At 59.7% G+C, this 16,389-nt stretch carries 17 protein-coding genes and 1 tRNA gene; 8 read left to right on the top strand and 10 right to left on the bottom strand.

The genetic code is table 11. The features are described from left to right. The first annotated feature begins 136 nt into the window (after window positions 1-136). The 6 genes from AB5Y71_RS19500 to AB5Y71_RS19475 all read left to right on the top strand — a co-directional run bounded on the left by AB5Y71_RS19500 (window position 137) and on the right by AB5Y71_RS19475 (window position 4,002). Window positions 137-526 (top strand): type IV pilin protein, encoded by a 390-nt coding sequence (locus tag AB5Y71_RS19500; RefSeq protein WP_335813015.1) that lies wholly within the window; start codon window positions 137-139, stop codon window positions 524-526. 1 nt (window position 527) lies between these two features. After that, the gene (locus AB5Y71_RS19495) at window positions 528-947 is read left to right on the top strand and encodes a GspH/FimT family pseudopilin (RefSeq protein ID WP_005349592.1); all 420 of its coding nucleotides are present in this window, start codon (window positions 528-530) and stop codon (window positions 945-947) included. Next, window positions 944-1,336: a prepilin-type N-terminal cleavage/methylation domain-containing protein gene (locus AB5Y71_RS19490; RefSeq protein ID WP_005338749.1), complete on the top strand. Its 393-nt coding sequence runs from the start codon at window positions 944-946 to the stop codon at window positions 1,334-1,336. Before AB5Y71_RS19495 ends, AB5Y71_RS19490 begins: the two co-directional genes overlap by 4 nt. Next, window positions 1,330-1,890: a PilW family protein gene (locus AB5Y71_RS19485; protein ID WP_005338746.1), complete on the top strand. Its 561-nt coding sequence runs from the start codon at window positions 1,330-1,332 to the stop codon at window positions 1,888-1,890. The genes AB5Y71_RS19490 and AB5Y71_RS19485 overlap by 7 nt, the downstream gene beginning before the upstream one ends. Further along, a complete protein-coding gene (locus tag AB5Y71_RS19480; RefSeq protein ID WP_368172254.1) occupies window positions 1,887-3,506 on the top strand; it encodes a hypothetical protein in 1,620 nt (539 codons plus the stop codon). The genes AB5Y71_RS19485 and AB5Y71_RS19480 overlap by 4 nt, the downstream gene beginning before the upstream one ends. A 94-nt stretch (window positions 3,507-3,600) precedes the next feature. Further along, entirely contained in the window at window positions 3,601-4,002 is a 402-nt protein-coding gene (locus AB5Y71_RS19475; protein ID WP_368172253.1) for a glyoxalase/bleomycin resistance/dioxygenase family protein, read from the top strand. A gap of 135 nt (window positions 4,003-4,137) precedes the next feature. Here AB5Y71_RS19475 and AB5Y71_RS19470 read toward each other — a convergent pair whose 3' ends face one another. The 4 genes from AB5Y71_RS19470 to AB5Y71_RS19455 all read right to left on the bottom strand — a co-directional run bounded on the left by AB5Y71_RS19470 (window position 4,138) and on the right by AB5Y71_RS19455 (window position 7,727). Next, the gene (locus AB5Y71_RS19470) at window positions 4,138-5,616 is read right to left on the bottom strand and encodes a carboxypeptidase M32 (protein ID WP_368172252.1); all 1,479 of its coding nucleotides are present in this window, start codon (window positions 5,614-5,616) and stop codon (window positions 4,138-4,140) included. 138 nt (window positions 5,617-5,754) lie between these two features. Next, window positions 5,755-6,336, bottom strand: a complete 582-nt coding sequence (gene smrA / locus AB5Y71_RS19465) for a DNA endonuclease SmrA (protein ID WP_005338734.1) — start codon at window positions 6,334-6,336, stop codon at window positions 5,755-5,757. Between the two features lie 187 nt (window positions 6,337-6,523). Further along, on the bottom strand, window positions 6,524-6,703 hold the full coding sequence (locus AB5Y71_RS19460) for a DUF3149 domain-containing protein (protein ID WP_005338733.1): 180 nt from the start codon (window positions 6,701-6,703) through the stop codon (window positions 6,524-6,526). A gap of 136 nt (window positions 6,704-6,839) precedes the next feature. Further along, the gene (locus AB5Y71_RS19455) at window positions 6,840-7,727 is read right to left on the bottom strand and encodes a TraB/GumN family protein (protein WP_120414911.1); all 888 of its coding nucleotides are present in this window, start codon (window positions 7,725-7,727) and stop codon (window positions 6,840-6,842) included. Between the two features lie 88 nt (window positions 7,728-7,815). On the opposite strand from AB5Y71_RS19455, the gene AB5Y71_RS19450 reads away from it, so the two are divergent. Beyond that, window positions 7,816-8,148, top strand: coding sequence for a DUF1904 family protein (locus tag AB5Y71_RS19450; RefSeq protein WP_120414912.1), 333 nt, complete (start codon window positions 7,816-7,818; stop codon window positions 8,146-8,148). A 91-nt stretch (window positions 8,149-8,239) separates the two neighbouring features. Here AB5Y71_RS19450 and AB5Y71_RS19445 read toward each other — a convergent pair whose 3' ends face one another. The 6 genes from AB5Y71_RS19445 to AB5Y71_RS19420 all read right to left on the bottom strand — a co-directional run bounded on the left by AB5Y71_RS19445 (window position 8,240) and on the right by AB5Y71_RS19420 (window position 15,556). Continuing rightward, the gene (locus tag AB5Y71_RS19445) at window positions 8,240-9,067 is read right to left on the bottom strand and encodes an SDR family oxidoreductase (protein ID WP_042054211.1); all 828 of its coding nucleotides are present in this window, start codon (window positions 9,065-9,067) and stop codon (window positions 8,240-8,242) included. A 141-nt stretch (window positions 9,068-9,208) separates the two neighbouring features. After that, window positions 9,209-10,657: an OprD family outer membrane porin gene (locus tag AB5Y71_RS19440; RefSeq protein ID WP_005338723.1), complete on the bottom strand. Its 1,449-nt coding sequence runs from the start codon at window positions 10,655-10,657 to the stop codon at window positions 9,209-9,211. A 502-nt stretch (window positions 10,658-11,159) separates the two neighbouring features. Continuing rightward, a complete protein-coding gene (locus AB5Y71_RS19435) occupies window positions 11,160-13,097 on the bottom strand; it encodes a methyl-accepting chemotaxis protein (RefSeq protein WP_368172251.1) in 1,938 nt (645 codons plus the stop codon). A gap of 105 nt (window positions 13,098-13,202) precedes the next feature. Continuing rightward, complete coding sequence (locus AB5Y71_RS19430; protein WP_368172250.1) at window positions 13,203-14,087, bottom strand: DMT family transporter; 885 nt, start codon at window positions 14,085-14,087, stop codon at window positions 13,203-13,205. A 187-nt stretch (window positions 14,088-14,274) separates the two neighbouring features. After that, window positions 14,275-14,351 (bottom strand) — tRNA-Arg (locus AB5Y71_RS19425). 50 nt (window positions 14,352-14,401) lie between these two features. Further along, window positions 14,402-15,556, bottom strand: coding sequence for a flagellar assembly protein FlgT (locus AB5Y71_RS19420; RefSeq protein ID WP_204478245.1), 1,155 nt, complete (start codon window positions 15,554-15,556; stop codon window positions 14,402-14,404). Between the two features lie 206 nt (window positions 15,557-15,762). Here AB5Y71_RS19420 and AB5Y71_RS19415 point away from each other — a divergent pair, with 206 nt between their 5' ends. After that, window positions 15,763-16,383, top strand: coding sequence for a FlgO family outer membrane protein (locus tag AB5Y71_RS19415; RefSeq protein WP_005338718.1), 621 nt, complete (start codon window positions 15,763-15,765; stop codon window positions 16,381-16,383). Window positions 16,384-16,389: the final 6 nt, after the last annotated feature.

Genomic DNA, 16,389 nt, shown 5'->3' with positions numbered 1-16,389 from the left:
CATAACTATCTTTTTTACATTGAGTGTGGCGATTTTGTGTTGTTCAATCGAGTTAGTTAATTTTTGATGATTATTAAGTCATCACGTTTGCGGCCCAGGGCCGACCAATAACAACAACACTTGCCAAGGATGATAAGTGAACGACTGTAAGGCATGGCCCCATTGCCGGGGGTTTAGTCTGATCGAGTTGTTGATCGCCATGACGGTTGTCAGCATTCTCGCGGCCATCGCGTTGCCAGCGTATCAGGGTTATCTGCAACAGGGACGTCGTTACGAAGCGCAGCAGCAATTGCTGGAGCAGGCGCTCGCCCTCGAACATATCTATACCCAACAGGGCCGTTATCCAGACACGTTTGCTACCCCTTCCAACACGGATTTCTACCAGTTCAGCTACAGCCAGCAAGATGCTGGCGACTACCTGCTTAAAGCCATTCCAACGACGCGACAACAGGATGAGTGCGGCACTCTGACCCTCGATCAGACCGGTTATCGCGCGGCCAATCGCCATGACTGCTGGGGATCATAAGATGAATGTGCGCGGATTTACTCTGATTGAGTTGATGATCACGGTCGGTATAGCCGCCATCTTGCTATTGGTCGGGTTGCCCTCCATGAGTCAGCGCCTCGCGGCCGAACGGCTCGATCGCAGCGCGACCGAACTCGCGTCAGCATACCGCTTTGCCCGCAGCGAAGCGGTCAAGCTGACCCTGCCGGTGGTACTGCAGGGCACCGAGAACGGTGGCTGGGAGGTGATGGCCGACAGCCAGCGGTTGCGTCAGGCATCGGCTCCCGGTGGCGGCGTGGTGATCAAGCCGTTTGACCCCATCCAGATCGCGCCAACCGGCAGCAGCAGCCACGCCGAGATCATTCTGGCCAATCGCCTCGGTGAGCAGCGGGTCCTTTGCGTGGCCCCGAGCGGCCAGCTGCTGCAAGGGAGCTGCTCATGAGATACGCCGCACTTGCCCGCCAGCAAGGCTTCAATCTGGTGGAGATCATGGTTTCCATGGTGTTGGCGGTGATGGTGTTTCTCGGTCTCGCCAAGGGGCAGGTGGTCTCGTTGCAGCAAGCGCATTACAGCTTGCAGAGCACCCTGGCCACCATAGAGGCGAGCAACAGCGTGGAGCAGATCTGGAGTTCGCTGTGCGAAGTGCAGCGCAAGCCCGAGCGGTTCACCCAGGCCGATTTTCTTGCCCGCTTCACCCTGCAGGATGGCCACCGGCTGGTGCTACCGAACCGTTATAGCGACAATTTTGTGGTCGCTATCGAGTGGCAGGATGAGCGGGTCTCCGGCGCCAAGCGGGTGGAGCTGAACGCAGGATTTCCGCCTTTATGCTGAGTGTCCCCTCACGGCAACGAGGCGTCAGTCTCGTCGAGCTGATGATCTCTATGGTGCTCGGTCTGATGCTGATGCTGGCGATTTTTGCCGGTTACGCCCCGATCAAGAGCACGGTCGAGCAGAGCAAGGCGTTGGAGCAGGCGAACGAAGTGCTGCGCTTTGCCACTCTCACCTTTACCAACAGCATCAAGCAGGCGGATCAGCTGATAGCCGTGACCCCTGATCGCCTGACGCTGGCTTTCAAGGTAGAGGGGGGCAGTCAGGTGCTCTCCTGCCTTGGCAACCAGAAAACCGCCGATTTTACCGAGCAGTACCGCTTCACGCCGCCGGTACTCAGTTGCGATGACGGAGATGGCCCGCGCCTGTTGCTGGCCCATCTTCAGGATCTTGAATTCGGCCAGCAGGGTGCACTGGTCAATATCCGCATCTTGCCCGAAGGGCTGCCCAGCTATCTGGCACCGGGAGTAGAGGTGCAGGTGGCCCGCCGCAAGGCGGTCTGGGCGGCAGCGTTGGCCACATCCGGTGCCAACGCCACAGCAGGGGGAGCGGGATGAACAAGGGATTGCAGGGGCAGCGGGGAGCCGTACTGCTGGTGGTGCTGGTGGTGAGCCTGCTGTCGAGTCTGCTGGTGTTTACCAGCATTCAGGAGAACCAGTTGCAAACTCGCCTGAGCGGCAATTTTCACAAGAAGATCAATGCGCAGCTCAGTGCCGAGCAGGGGATGAACGAGAGTTATCGTGCCCTGCATCAGGCCCTTGGCGCCGAACCGCGGATAGAGTGGGCTCAGCTGGTGCAGAAGGTGCCAAGCAAGGGCGAAGGGGCCATGGCGGGTAGCCGCTTTAGCATCGAACAGCTGGATGCCTCCGCCGGGAGCAAGCTGGCATTGCAGAGCCATGGCCGCTATTTGGAGGGCAATGCCAGCCTCAACGCGCTGTTTGCCCTCAAGCGCGAGCCCGGCAATCTCATCTTTCAGGATTCGGTGGTGGCGTGTGAAGGGCTGAGCCTCTCCGGTAGCGGTTTTATCGACAGCTATGACTCGCGCAAGGGCAAATATGGCGGCACCAACATTAACCAGAATGCCAAGGTGGCGACCGTTAGTGACAAGGCCAATGTGGTGCTCGACGGCAATTCGCCAATTTGGGGCGATGTACGGGCGACCGGCTCCGTGACCCTGAACGGATCTTCTCCCATCTCCGGCAACGTGAATGCCGGGAGCGACGTCATTATCTCCCCCTCTTCGGACAAGATTGTCCGGGTCTCCGGCAATGTGAAAGGGGGCGGCAGTTTGACCCTGAAAGGGGGGCGCATCGGTGGTCAGGTGGCGGTCAATGGCAATGTCTCCATGGACTGGGGTACCAGTATCGACAGCGGCAAACTCAGTTATGGTGGTGCTGGCTTTTTTAAAGATCAGGCGAACCAGAAGTATCTGGATCCCGAGTATCGCAATGATCCCAAGCTGCCACCTGTGGCCGGGCAGGTGTGTGACCCGCTCAATGTGGCCGCGTTGCCCAAATCGTTCCCCCCTGCAACGCTGCCCATCAATGGCCCCCTGACGCTTGGGGCCACCCAGCAGATGGTGCTGACCACGGATCCCTCCACCGGCTCGGTCACCAGCAGCAACCAGCACAAGCCCGGGCTGCCGCTACCCGGCAAGGGGGAGCTGTTTGGCAAGGAGCAGACCGTTTACAAGCTCGACAGCCTCAATATGGGGGCCGATGCCAAGCTCACCATCAAGGGGGATGTGGTGCTGCTGATCGACAAGGATTTCACCATGACTGGCAGCAACAAGTTGACGGTGAGCGAGGGGAGCAGCCTGACCCTGATCGTCAGCGGCAAGGTCGATCTCGGGGCCGGTGCCGAGGTGACGGCAGCCAAACAGGGGCTGACTGCTGGCGGTACGCCTGCTATCTCCCTCTATTCCGCGTATAGCGGCAAGGATGGGATCAAGCTGTCGGGCAATACCCCGCTCTATGCCGCCCTCTATGCCCCACTCACCGAGATGAAGATCAGCGGAAGTGGCGGTTTGTACGGGGCGGTGCGTGCCAAGCACCTGACCGAGAGTGGTGCGGGCGGGGTGCACTATGACGAGGCGCTGGGCATGGCAGATTTGGGGGAGGATCAGGGGCCGCCTCCGACGCTGGCACTGCGACAGTGGCACTTTGTGCAGTGAGGCTGGCGAGCCGCTAAAAAGGATCGAATGGGGCGCGCAACTGTGAGAAGGTGGAGATCTGTCCACCCAGCCGTTCACTGTTGAGGAGTGCTCCATGCCAGGCCCCGCTCGCGCCGGTGCCCTGATCTATGCCAAGGATCCGGGCCTGCTGACCCACTTTTACCGTATCCTGCTGCAGATGGTGGTCTGCAGTCAGGATGAGCAGCTGGTGGTGCTGGAAAACAGCGATATCCAGCTGCTCATCCACGCCATTCCTGCGTCCTATGCTGGGCAAGTCGTTATCAAGCGGCCGCCGGCGCTGCGGGAAGAGGGGGCCATCAAACTGTTCTTCACCGTCTCCAGCCTCGCCTGGGCGGAAGCGAAGGCGGCGGATCTCGGCGGCGGTTTGTTGTCACAGCAGTGGACAGGGCCCGGCTTTATGGTGCGCAACGCCTTCGACCCTGAGGGCAATATCCTGCAACTGCGCGAGTTGCTGGGTTCCCCGGACCCCCTCTGAACCCTCTCTTTTTACAGCATTGCCGTGACGGCCTGCTGTGCCATGCACCGCCATAAAAATGAACCGCCATAAAAACGGGGCCCTGTAGTGGTCAACTAAAAAGGGCTCCGCTCTGCTGTTAGCTTACTGCGCTCATTACTTCAGGTAGCGCTGTTCCAGATGCTGGCGCAGCCAGTGCGGATTGAGCGCTTCACCGGTGGCACGGCGCACCAGCTCGTCGGTGCTGTGCAGGCTCCCCTGTGACCAGATGTTGCGTCCGAGCCAGCCGAAGATCTCCGGCAGGCGGCCCGCCGCGATCACCTCACCCATGCTGCCCAGCTCTTTCTCGAGGGCAAAGCGCAGTTGGGCGGCATACATGGCGCCCAGGGTGTAGCTCGGGAAGTAGCCGAACGAGCCGTCGGTCCAGTGAATATCCTGCATGCAGCCATTGCGGTAGTTGCCCTTGGTGGAGAGCCCCAGCCACTGCTGCATCTTGGTGTTCCACAGCTCGGGGATATCGGCCACCTCGATCTTCCCTTCCACCAGATCGCGCTCCAGCTCGTAGCGCAGGATAACGTGGGCCGGATAGGTCACCTCGTCCGCATCGACCCGGATAAAGCCCGGCTCGACCCGGCTGTAGAGCTTGGCCAGATTGTCCGGCGCAAACGCTGCCTGTTCGCCGAAGTGGTGACGAATGCGTGGTGCCAGCAGTGCGAGGAAGGCCGGATGATGGCCCAGCTGCATTTCACAAAACAGGCTCTGACTCTCGTGGATTGCCATGGAGCGCGCTTCGGCCACCGGCTGACCCAGCAGATGGCGCGGCAGCCCCTGTTCGTAACGGGCGTGGCCGGTCTCGTGCACTATGCCCATGAGGCTGGAGACAAACTCCTGCTCGTTGTAGCGGGTGGTGATCCGCACGTCGGTCGGCACGCCGCCACAGAAGGGGTGGCTGCTCACATCGAGCCGGCCGTGGGCGAAATCAAAGCCGAGCAGTCCCATCACCTCCTGACCGAGCGCTTGCTGGATCGGGATGGGGAAGGGGCCTTGCGGCAGCAGCAGGGCATCGCCCTTCTGCTGTTCGCTCACCATCTGAATAAGGTTCGGCAGCCAGCTGGCGAGATCGCCGAAGATCTGATCGAGCCGTGCGCTGGTCATGCCCGGCTCATAGAGCGCCAGCATGGCGTCGTAGGGGCGCACGCCAAGCGCATCGGCCCGCAGCTGCGCCACGTCACGGGAGAGTTTCACCACCTCCTCGAGATTGGGGGAAAAACCGGCCCAGTCGTTGTTCTTGCGCTGGCTGCGCCAGGCATGCTCGCACTTGCTGCCGGCGAGTGACAGCGCTTCGACCAGCTCACCGGGCAGCAGACTGGCATCTTGCCACTGGCGCTTGATCTCGCCGAGGTTGGCACGTTGTACTTCATCGAGCGGTTCGCTCTCGGCCTTGGCAATCCAGTCGCCCAGCTCGGGAGCAGTGCGCTTCTGGTGGATCAGCAGACCGAGTTCGGCCATCGCTTCGGCACGGGCATCGTTGCCCCCTTCCGGCATCATGGCCGCCTGATCCCAGCCGCAGATGGCGGCGAGGTGGCTAAAGCGGTGGATCTGCTGCTGATGTTGTTCAAGCTTTTGATATGACATGGGATTGTCCTTGTTATCGTCCCTGATGGTATACCGCCCCGTACCTGGCATGCTCGGGGCCGTTCGATGCTAACACCGCCGCAGCATCGTTGACCACCATCATGCAGGCGGGCCAAAGGCGTGGGGGCGAGAGGCGGATTAGCCGAGCCGCTTCTGGTGCCGTTCGCGGTTTTCCGCTTTTTTGCGTTCGCTTTTACGCAGCAGCACGTATAGAGCACCGCTGCCGCCGTGGCGACGCTCGGCGCTGTGGATCGCCATAACGGCGGGCAGTTGCGGCAACCAGGCGCTGACATAGCTTTTCAGCAGGGCGCGCGGGGTGCTGCGCTCCCCCTTGCCGTGCAGGATCAGCAGGCAGCGGATATCCCGGACTTCACAATCCGCAATGAACTGCACCAGCGTCTGGCGCGCTTCGTTGAGGGTTTTCTGGTGCAAGTCCAGGCTGGCTTGCAGCTCGTATTTGCCGAGCCGCAGCTTCTTGTAGACCCCCTCCTGCACCCCATCACGCTTGAAGCCGACGATTTCGTGCGGATCGCGCATCTCGATGGCCTCCATGGTGAGGTGGTCGAGGGCGAGTTGCTCGGCGGTGGCAGCCTGACGGCGAGCGAGCTGCGCCTCGGTCGGGGCGGATTTGGCCGCATGGGGATGGATGTTGTCGCTGCGAATGGGCCGCACGTCGGCCACTTCATTCATGAATAGCGAGAGTTCGTCGTTATGAGACACGGCAGGCTCCCCATAAGAAAAAGTGGGGGCCATTATAACGGCCGCAACCGGCACAGAAAACGGGGAAAGGGGGAGGGGATAAGGGGCACCCGGCATGGACACTGGTGCATCCTGGCCCGGGAATCACAGTCGCGAACCATAAAACAGCACAGGCGGTCAGTGTGAACTGCCGCCTGTGGTCAGAGGATTATTTGCCCTCTTTGGGTTGTTGAGAATGGGGTTGCTGTGAATGAGGCGGTTGCGAGTGCATCACCTTGTAGATGAAGTAGGCCGCGTAAGAGCTGATGAGCAAGAAGGTGCCGATAATCACCAGCATCGACATCAATCCCACGCTGTTGCCAAACATCAGGTCCAGCCAAAAGTCCATTTTATTGCTCCTGTCACCCGGTTGATGACAGGCATGATAAATACCTCTTTGCCCTGTCCGGGATGATCCCGATCAACTCCCTTGCAGGTTGTTTAATGACCAGTGCGATCTGTGATCGTTCTCACTGGACTCCTTGCTACCGAGCCTGCACAGGGCCCGGTGTGGTGAGCGGGGTAATGCGCCACCCTTGCTGCTCCAGCAACGCCAGCAACCCCTGTTCGCCATAAAGGTGCAGGGCGCCTACCACGATAAAGCTCTCGTTGGGCAGGGTGGACCATTTCTTCAGCCAGTTGTGGTTGCGCTCGGCCAGCAGGGTCTGCTCCATCCAGCTTTGTAGCGCGGGCGGGGCCATCTCCTCCTTGAGCAGATTGATCAGCGTCGCCTCATCCCCCTGCTGCCATGCCTTCATCACGGCGGCGAAACCACTCTCCAGCATCGGTAGCTCATCCAGGGTGCTGGCGAGCATCAGGGTCTGGTTATCACCCACGCTGGCCAGATAACCTAGCTGCTCCAGCAGGGTCTCAAAGCCCACCACCGGTTTGCCCTCTTTGGCGGCCCGGACGGCAAAGTGCTGGTCTATCCCGAGTTCACTCTTGAAGTCGGAGCGGGCCATGGCGGCCTGGGTCAGGGTAATGGCGGCAAACCAGGGGCGCAGGGTGGCGAGGGTCGCCTCGTCGATGCCATAGCGGGCCCCCGCCATCAGGGTGCGTTGATAGAGCTCGGCAGGCAGATGATCCTTGAGCGGTTTGCCATCCACCAGCCGGGTGAGGGAGCCGGTCTGTTGCCACTGATCCGGCGTGATGCTGTTCATGTCCACCTCCATCACCAGTGAGCGGCTCTGCAGCCAGGCGCGCTCGACCGGCTCGGGCAGAGGATAGAGGGTTGGTTTACCTGCATGGATGGAGCCCAGCAGCCAGTGTTGCTGGTTGCCCTTGCTCACCCGATAGAAGGCGGGCTCGGCAAAGGCGTGCAGCGGTAGCAGCAGGCAGAGCAGGAAGGCAAAGAGGGTGCGATGAAATCTCATGGGGATCCTTAATATGCGCCGGGTGACTTCTCTTGCTGACAATAACTCCTATGATAAGTCCTCATTTCAGATAACCAAGAGGTTTGCCATGCCCCATCTTCGTTTTCGCGCCGTGGCGCTCGATACCCTGCAACAGGTGAGCGGCCCGCTGCTGACCGAGCTTTGCGAGCTGACCGGCGGCAAGCCGGAGTTTGTCACCATGGAGCGGGTGGAGAGTTGCTGGATCCGCAACGGCGAGCCAGAGACGGGATTTCCGTTTGTCGAGTTGCACTGGTTCGAGCGGCCACAAGAGATGCAGGACGCCGCCACGCGCCTTATCACGCGCCATTTGAAACGGGTGCTGGGGGAGCAGATCTATGTGGTGGTGCAGGTGATCCCTTTGGTCAAGAGTGCCTACTACAGCAATGGCGAGCACTATTGAAAAGAGGGACAAACAAGGTTGGCGGATTGGATTACGCCGCTATACAGCTAACTCAAACTGGGCGGCAGGATGCTTGTCGCCAATCACGGGATCAGGCCGATTTGGCCAGCAGTTTATCGAGCCAGCGAGTGGGCAATACCCGTCGCAAGAAGGCAAACAGCCGGGTTGGCGTGGTCACCGGATAGCGCGCTTTGGGATGGGCGTGGGTCAGCGCATGGAGCAGCGGCGGGATGCAGGCTTCGCTCGGGAGGGTAAAGCCGCTGGTGGCCCCCTCTTTTTCCAGCCGCGTCAGGGTTTGGCGGTAGGCCGACTGATGACGGCTCTGGGCCGGATCGATGTGCCGCAAGAAGGCGCTGCGGGCATTGGCACGAAAACGGGTATCGATGGGGCCCGGTTCAATCAGGCTGATATGTACCCCGCTACCCGCCAGTTCGAGGCGCAGAGTGTCGCTATAACCTTCCAGCGCAAATTTGCTGGCGTTGTAGGCGCCGCGATACTTCATGGCAACCAGTCCCAGAACCGAGCTGTTCTGCACTATCCGCCCCTCTTTGGCTTCCAGCATCGGCGGCAGCACCTGACGGATCAGATGGTGCCAGCCAAACAGGTTGGTATTGAATTGTTCCCTGAGCGCCTCGGTGGGCAGATCTTCCAGCGCCCCGGGTTGGCCATAAGCGCCATTGTTGAACAGGCCATAGAGGCGCCCGCCTGCCAGATGGAGCGCCGCACTGGCCCCCAGTTCGATGGAAGCAGGGTCCGCCAGATCCAGCTGAACTGCCAGCAATCCCTGTTGCTGCAAACGGGCCACATCTTCCGCCTTGCGCGCCGAGGCGATCACGGTAAAACCGTGCTGCCCGAGCGCCTGTGCGGCGGCGAGGCCAATACCGCTGGAACAACCGGTGATCAGAACAAAACGGGGCATGATGGCGTCCTTGTGACTGCTGACAAAAGCGTGCGGGCTGGTTAGCGGATAAAATCCTTATCCGGTTCGCATGTTAGCCTGCCAACCGGTAAAAAGAAAACCGGGCCAAGTGGCCCGGTTTGCTGACATCGTATTGCCTGATTACATGAAGGTAAGCGGCATGATGATGTGGAACTTGACGTCGTGCTCGGAGGCGAAGATGTTGGGGTAATCGGTCCAACCGCCGCCCTGGCTGATGTCGTTGTTGTAGTCGGTGTAGTGCAGTTTGAACAGGGTGCCTTTCAGCTTGCCATCCTGCACGGTATAGGTGACATCGAAGTTGGCTGCCCATTCGGTATCTTCACCGTTGGCTGCTTTCTTGCCTTGACCGGTTTCGATATCCCAACCGTAAGCACCGGATACACCGACGGACCAGCCAGGCGCACCAACCAGGTCATCCAGAGAACGGGTCACGCCGAAGAACAGCGCTTTCTCGTTGTTGGCGTTCCAGTCAGAGCGGGAGTCCCACCAAATTTCGTTGGCACCCTGAGAGTTGGCGTAGCCACGGGTCAGACGGGGCAGGTAGTTGCCTTCCGCACCTTCAGCCTTGGTCCACAGACCTTCCAGACGGAAGCCGTACGGGCCCATGCCCCAGGCGGCTGTCAGAGCTTGTTGCCATGCCAGACCGTCATAAGTCTCGATCTGGGAAGCGCCCTTGGTGTAGGTCTCGGTCTCGGAACCGTAGAACTGGTAGCTGGTGGAGAGGCCGCCCAGTACGTCAAACTTGTGAGCCAGTTTGAAGTGGTAGCTGTCCATGTAGCCTTCGGACTGACCGAAAGAACCGGTCACAGCAGTGCCATTTTCGAAGGTGTAACGGGCTGCAATACCGTGGATGTAGTCGATGACGTTTTCATCAGCGAACGGATCCATCCACGCTTTGGCACGGGAGAAGACCTGAGTCTCTTTGTACCAGGGGGCCTTGTACTCGTCAGCGATGGCGTAGGTCAGGTAGAGGCCACCGAAGTTACCTTCAACTTGACCACCACGATAGGTACCCGGCTGATAAGACCAGTTAACACCGATTTGGCCAGGGACATACAGCTGGGTATAACCACCCTTGGCAGTGATGCCGCCGTCCAGGAATTTCAGCTTCATCGCTGCGTTGGAGAGGCTGAAACCACCTTCAGGGGAGCCATCTTTGGCGTTGTTGCCCCAAGAACGGCCAGCGAAGGAGAATTCGTTTTCTTGGTTGACCGGGTGATTTTCGGTAACGGCCAGGTCATAGGCACCGAAGCCGCCCAGATCCAGACCTACGGTGTCCCAGGCATAACCGGAGTTGAAGTTAAGAGCGGCTTGAACGGTGGAATGGCTCAGGTTGGACTGGTATTTGCCTTCTTTCTTGGCTGCAGTCGGGTCACCATCGATGCGCTGACGATCACGCTGGAAGTAGAACAGACCGCCGGTCAGTTTGGAGTCTTTAACGAAGGTTTCATAGGACTGGCCGTATTCCGGGCTCATCATATCCTGAGCTGCCAACGCCATACCGGGGGCGACCAGAGCGGCTACCACAGCGGCACTCAAAGCGGCGCGCTTGAAGATCACTTTTTCCATTTTTATTGCTCCTGATTTTATGGACTTAGCTTTTTTTTCCGGCAGTTGGCATCGGGCCTACCGCTCGGTATTGGCATTGCAATCAAAACCCCGAAGGGCAAAAAATCTTGTCTTGGCTACCTGCAAACCCGGATGTCTTGGCACATCTGTAGTTGGCAGTCCTGATCATCACATGTTGTTTTTTTATGTTCCGATTCTTGGCTATCGGACAACCCCAAGAGTACGTTCGCGGTGCGAAATATCAATGAAAAGTTCCCTCAACGTTTCAAAAGTATGACCGAGTGCAAATAATCATGGGCAAGGTCGTAAACAGCCTCATGGCAGGTATTACGGTGATGAGAGCGTTTTCTTGAGGCCGCAGCCAGCGCCAGTGCGGGTTTTCATCCGGTACGGGGGAAGAGGTGTCAGTTAACCTGCCGATAACAGATAATTTTGTGCCACAAAAAAACTTTCCCCCTGGTTGAGGGAAAGTGATCTGGTGGGGAGGCGGGGCGAATAGGGTTCAGCCTTGCTGGCCGAGGATGCGGGGGATCTGCTGCGCCTGATGGTGGATATGGGAGGAGACCTGCACCGAGAGTTGACTCACCTGACGGGCATGCTGATGGATACGGGCGATCAGATCGGCAAAACTGGCCAGTTTGTGTTCCTGACTTTTGGCGTTGTCGGCCCCCTGCAGGGCGATCACTGCGGTGTTGCGGGCGATCTCTCTCACTGCCTGGGTAGTCTGGCGCAGTTGTTCCGCCTGCGCCCGCTGGCGGCTTGATTCGCTGGTGATCCGGTTCAGTACAGTGCCAAGTTGTTCGCCGGATTGGGTCAGGCGCCCCAGAATATCGGTGATCTGGTTGAGGGATTGCTGGGTATTGGCCGAGAGGTGGCGCACTTCATCGGCAACCACGGCAAAACCGCGTCCCTGTTCCCCTGCGCGGGCCGCTTCGATGGCGGCGTTGAGGGCCAGCAAGTTGGTTTGCTGAGCGATATGACCGATCACATCGACAATGGCCGTCACATCGGCAACCGAGCGGGTGAGGGCTTGCAGCGCCTCATCGCTCTCGTCAATCGCCAGTCCGGTCTGATGAGTGGCGTGCAGCATGCTCCCTACCAGATCTTCGCTCTGGCTCATCGCCTGTTCGTTATGGTGGGCATGCTGGGCGATGTCGGCGGCGACCTGATGGACCTCTCCGGCCAGCTGGTTCAGCTCATCCATCATCTGACCGCTCTCGTCGACCACCTGTTCGGTGGTGCGGGTGCTGTGGTGGATCTCGTCAACCTGACTGACCATCCCTTGCAGACTGAGGGATACCGCTGACAGCTGCCCCTCTTTTTGCTGTTGGTCCAGTTGCAGACGACCGATCAGCCGATTGTAGCTGGCAACAATATCGGCCAGCTCGTTGCGATCGCGCCCGGTAGGCAACGGCTCGGCCTGCCCCGTCTGATCGAGTTGCATAAAAGCTCCGCGCAGTCGCAACAAGGGGGTGAGCAGCCAACGTCGTTGCACCAGCGTAAACAGCAGGGCGACTATCACCAGACAGAGCGCCAGCGTGCCGAGGATGGTGGCCAGCTCCTGATTGACGGCTTGCCGTTCGCGGGCAAGTTGTTCCCCCATCTGTCTGGTCGCTTGCAACATCGCCATGATGTCTTGCTGCACGGTCTGGCGGCCAGCCTGTTGTTGCTGAAGCGCCGTGCGGCTGTTGGCCAGCTCCTGTGGATAGCGGCCCAGCAGCGAGCGTAATTCGCTGCGTGGTTGATCTCCCAGCTCCTTGCGTACCGGCTCCCCCAGCGTGAACTCATCGGCGGGCGCCTCTTCATACAGACCGATCAGCGGCAAGGCTTGCAGCTCTTGCGCCTGTTTTTGCAGAGCCTCCAGCTCGAAGCGGATCCCTTCGAGCAGCTTTTCATTGCCCTGCTCCATATAGCTTTGGCGCAAATGGGCGAGGCGCGGCAGGCCCGCCAGGATCTCGGCCGCACCGCGGCGATATTGTTGTGCCGCGGCAGATTGTTCTGTGCTGGAGCCTTGCTCCCCATAGCGGATCAGCGCCATGGCCTGGCTGCCCAGTTCACTCTCCGCATTTTGCAGCAGCAGCTGGCTGTTGCCCGAGAGCTTGCCTGCGGCCTGATAGTCGTGCGCGATGCGCTGCGCCATCTGCTCGAGTTGCTGCCTGAGCGGGGCCGCCACGGCATCATCCTGAGCGGCCAGCGAGGAGAGCGCTTGCTGGCGGATCTTCTCCGCAGCGGTCAGTTGCTGTGGATCGCCGCTGTTGAGGTAGTCACGCAGGCTGTTTTGCAGGCTCACCGTCACCAGTTGTTGCAGCGTCTCGTGCTGATGCTGGGCCTGATTGGTACGGGCAAGCTGTTGCCAGCCGTGGTAGAGGGCCAGCGCCTGTCCTCCCGCAACCAGTAACAAAACAAGGGAGGATAGGGTGGCGTAATGGGCGATTTTCACGGGGTAATTCCTGTCAGCACAGACCATGGGGGAGCGTGGCCAGAGCCTAAACAGGGATGATGGCGTTTTTATGACAGCATGGTCAGGTAGCCCTATCTTGCCGGCTTAACTGGCTGGGGATGCCAGTGCGCTGTTGCGTTGGCCAAGCATACCGAGCAGGGCGCCTCCCATAATAAGTGCACCGGCCAGCAGATGGCGCGATGTCAGCGTTTCTCCATTGAGCAACACCAGCAGCAAGGTACTCAGCAGCGGTGTCAGGTAGGCAAGGGCACCGATCCGGCGTGGATCGCCGTCTCGCAGTGCCAGATACCAGGTCACAAAGGCCGCCCCCATCGGGCCCAGCGCCAGCCCGATGATCAGCCACCAGTCACTGGTGGGGATCTGCGCGAGCGGCAGGGGCCCCTCCAGCAGACGGGCAAGCAGCAGCGCCAGCAAACCCGCGGGCAGACAGGCTGCTGCAGTGACCACGGCGGGGGCTGGCGGCAGACGGCGTGATAATACCGAGTAGGCTCCCCAGACGACAGCTGCACCGAGCGCCAACAGGTATCCCGGCAGATAGGCCTGCTGCAGTTGCAGCTCGCCATTGACCATCACCAGCATGGAACCCGCCAGACCAAAGGCGCCAGCCAGCAGGTGACGGGCATGGAGTGGATGGCCGGGCAACAACAGCGGGGTGAACAGAATGATGCAGAGCGGCCAGAGGTAGTTGATGAGGTTGGCCTCCAGCACGGGGGCATGGCGAAAACTCATAAAGAGCAGCAGATGGTAGAGCAGCAATGCCGTAACCGTCACCAGCCAGGTAATGGGGCGAGCGCGCCATTGGCGCCAGAACGGCAAGGCCCCGACCCCGCAGAAAAACAGCACCAGCCCGACCAGCACCAGTGGTGACACGCTGGTGACCCGTGACGTCAGCGCCGCCAGTGAAGCCCACAGCACAATGGTCAGCAGTGCAAAACCGGTGGATCTATCCCACCAGGAACATCCGGACATCCAACACTCCTTTGCAAGATGAAACAGGGCTTGGCCTCACAGACAAGCCGAAGAGAAGCAGTCTATCAGAGAGCGCATGCTCTGAACGCAGAAAGGAGAGGGTAATTACGGTTGGATGGTCGGATTCATTGTCGCCAAAAACGACCAAGGGGTTAGCATCATGATGATGCCAACCCCTTGTTTTATATGGCGCTCCCGACTGGAGTCGAACCAGTGGCCTGTCCCTTAGGAGGGGACCGCTCTATCCTGCTGAGCTACGGGAGCTTTGTGGCGGGCATTATACAAGAAGCAACTCCCTTTTAAACCCTTGATTCTTATTCCAATACTGCCAAATCCCCATTCTGGATGTTAAACGGCGAATATTTGTTCTGGCTGCTGATGATGGCGCCATCGTCGAATACCTGCACCACTTCGAACAGGCCGTCGGCCGGGTTGCGCATCATGCGCGACTTGCCGTATGGGTCGATGAAGTCAGCGTTGTGCTGGATGCGGAACTGGTCGCCGAGTTTGACACCATTGCGCCGCCCCAGATTGATGTAGGGACCTCGCTCGTTCTGACCGACCACTCTTGCAGTGACCGGGGCACAGGTGAGCTGGGCTACCAGATCCTGAGCCGCCTGCTGCAACTGGTAGTTGACCTCCTGGCCATAGCTTGACTGCCAGAACTGGCCGCTGCTGCTGCCCACCTGTTCCCGCTTGCCAAAGGTCCAGGTAGCGCGCCCTTCGTAGACCTTGCGGTTGACCAGGCTGCCATTGATGCCGTCAAACAGGTAGAGCTGCATGCGAAAGTTACGTACGGGATCCTCATACCAGCTGGTCAGCTGGTTGCCCTGCGGCTCTATGGAGAGATCGTCGATGCTGCCGAGCACCAGATACTGGCTGTCGGTACGCAGGCTGAGCGCCTTGATCTCCTCGAGGGCGCTGCGATCTCCCTGTTGCAGATGGAGCGGATCGATGCGCAGGTTTTCATCCAGCCACTGGCGCACCGCGACCCCTTGCGGCGCATTGGCGAGAGTTTCGAATAGCCGCCGCGAGAGGTTTTCCGGCATGTCGTCCATGGCGCCGTAGCTGGCTTGGTCCGGATAGCGCATCCGCAGCCTCACCAGTGTCAAATCCTTGGCGAAGTGCTGGGTCTGGCAGATCTGGCGCTCGGCCTGAATGTCGGCCACTAGCGTGATATACATGCGGCCGTTGCGCACCTCTTCCCGCTTGAGCCGGTACTGGCGAATGTCGCCGCCGGAGCGGATCTGGATCTGCTCGGATCGCAGGCTGCCATTTTCCAGACGCTGGACGCTGGAAACGGCCGCGCCGCTGGCCAGCAGCGCCTGACGCAGGGCGTCGCGGGTCGCCTGCTCGCGGGCATAGACCTCATCGCCCCCCAGAATGGCGGCGCTGCCCTGCGCTTCGATAAGCTCGGCTTGGGCGCTCAGGCTGGCCAGCAGCAGGGTCAACAGCAGCGGTAATTTCATAGCAGATACCTTGAGTTGGCGGGCAGCCGCGCCATTTTGAGGAAATGGCGCCTGCTGGCCGACATGGATCACAACACGTTCCAAGTGGCAGCGCACGTTGGCGCTGACGATGTCCATTAAAAAGCAAGAATCATGCCTCATTCCCGGCTCAAGCTTTGTCCGGCGCGTCCGATAATAAGTCAGGTGCAGATACAGGAAAGGTATCCATGAACAAACTCATCACGGCGTTGGCGCTTGCCCTGGCATTGACCGGGTGCGGCTCCGACCCTATCAATCGGGATCAGGGTGACCCCCGCCAGGCGGCGCAGGGGATGGAGCTCAACTGGCTGGTGGCGCGCATGACCGATCAGCTGATGGAGCGAAAATCGCTGACCACCCTGACCGAGCCCATCGCGGTTGCCTCTTTCGTCGATCTCGACACCCTGCAGGATACCAACTGGATGGGGCAGCAAATTGAGGAGAGCTTTATCTACGAGCTCAACCGCCGCGGCGAGGTGGTGGTGGACTTCAAGCTGACCGGTAGCATCAAGGTGACGCCACAGGGGGACTTCGTGCTGAGCCGAAACTACAAGGAGCTCTCTTCCCGTTTGCCGATCTCCCGCATTCTGGTTGGCACCTTCAGCCGCAATAGCAAGGGGATCCTGGTCAACGCCCGCGTTATCGACATGCGCACCAAGATGGTGGAGACCACTGCCCAGAGCCTGATCCCGCAAAAATATCTGTTCGGTGCCAACAACTCGTTTGGCCGGGCATCGATCAATCGCGGTTATCTGATGCGTGACAGTCAGGCCCGGCCGGGCGGTCATCTGGTCAACCTGACCCCGTGAGGTGCG

The organism is Aeromonas sp. R9-2, assembly GCF_040908025.1.
Lineage (GTDB): Bacteria > Pseudomonadota > Gammaproteobacteria > Enterobacterales > Aeromonadaceae > Aeromonas > Aeromonas veronii.
This window is presented reverse-complemented; position numbering and strand designations above follow the sequence as displayed.

What these genes read in the sequence shown, in the direction of transcription:
- AB5Y71_RS19440 (WP_005338723.1), bottom strand. Translation starts at nt 10,657, where the DNA reads ATGGAAAAAGTGATCTTCAAGCGCGCCGCTTTGAGTGCCGCTGTGGTA.
- AB5Y71_RS19485 (WP_005338746.1), top strand. Translation starts at nt 1,330, where the DNA reads ATGCTGAGTGTCCCCTCACGGCAACGAGGCGTCAGTCTCGTCGAGCTG.
- AB5Y71_RS19470 (WP_368172252.1), bottom strand. Translation starts at nt 5,616, where the DNA reads ATGTCATATCAAAAGCTTGAACAACATCAGCAGCAGATCCACCGCTTT.
- AB5Y71_RS19490 (WP_005338749.1), top strand. Translation starts at nt 944, where the DNA reads ATGAGATACGCCGCACTTGCCCGCCAGCAAGGCTTCAATCTGGTGGAG.
- AB5Y71_RS19430 (WP_368172250.1), bottom strand. Translation starts at nt 14,087, where the DNA reads ATGTCCGGATGTTCCTGGTGGGATAGATCCACCGGTTTTGCACTGCTG.
- AB5Y71_RS19445 (WP_042054211.1), bottom strand. Translation starts at nt 9,067, where the DNA reads ATGCCCCGTTTTGTTCTGATCACCGGTTGTTCCAGCGGTATTGGCCTC.
- AB5Y71_RS19475 (WP_368172253.1), top strand. Translation starts at nt 3,601, where the DNA reads ATGCCAGGCCCCGCTCGCGCCGGTGCCCTGATCTATGCCAAGGATCCG.
- AB5Y71_RS19460 (WP_005338733.1), bottom strand. Translation starts at nt 6,703, where the DNA reads ATGGACTTTTGGCTGGACCTGATGTTTGGCAACAGCGTGGGATTGATG.
- AB5Y71_RS19420 (WP_204478245.1), bottom strand. Translation starts at nt 15,556, where the DNA reads ATGAAATTACCGCTGCTGTTGACCCTGCTGCTGGCCAGCCTGAGCGCC.
- AB5Y71_RS19415 (WP_005338718.1), top strand. Translation starts at nt 15,763, where the DNA reads ATGAACAAACTCATCACGGCGTTGGCGCTTGCCCTGGCATTGACCGGG.
- AB5Y71_RS19495 (WP_005349592.1), top strand. Translation starts at nt 528, where the DNA reads ATGAATGTGCGCGGATTTACTCTGATTGAGTTGATGATCACGGTCGGT.
- AB5Y71_RS19455 (WP_120414911.1), bottom strand. Translation starts at nt 7,727, where the DNA reads ATGAGATTTCATCGCACCCTCTTTGCCTTCCTGCTCTGCCTGCTGCTA.
- AB5Y71_RS19450 (WP_120414912.1), top strand. Translation starts at nt 7,816, where the DNA reads ATGCCCCATCTTCGTTTTCGCGCCGTGGCGCTCGATACCCTGCAACAG.
- AB5Y71_RS19480 (WP_368172254.1), top strand. Translation starts at nt 1,887, where the DNA reads ATGAACAAGGGATTGCAGGGGCAGCGGGGAGCCGTACTGCTGGTGGTG.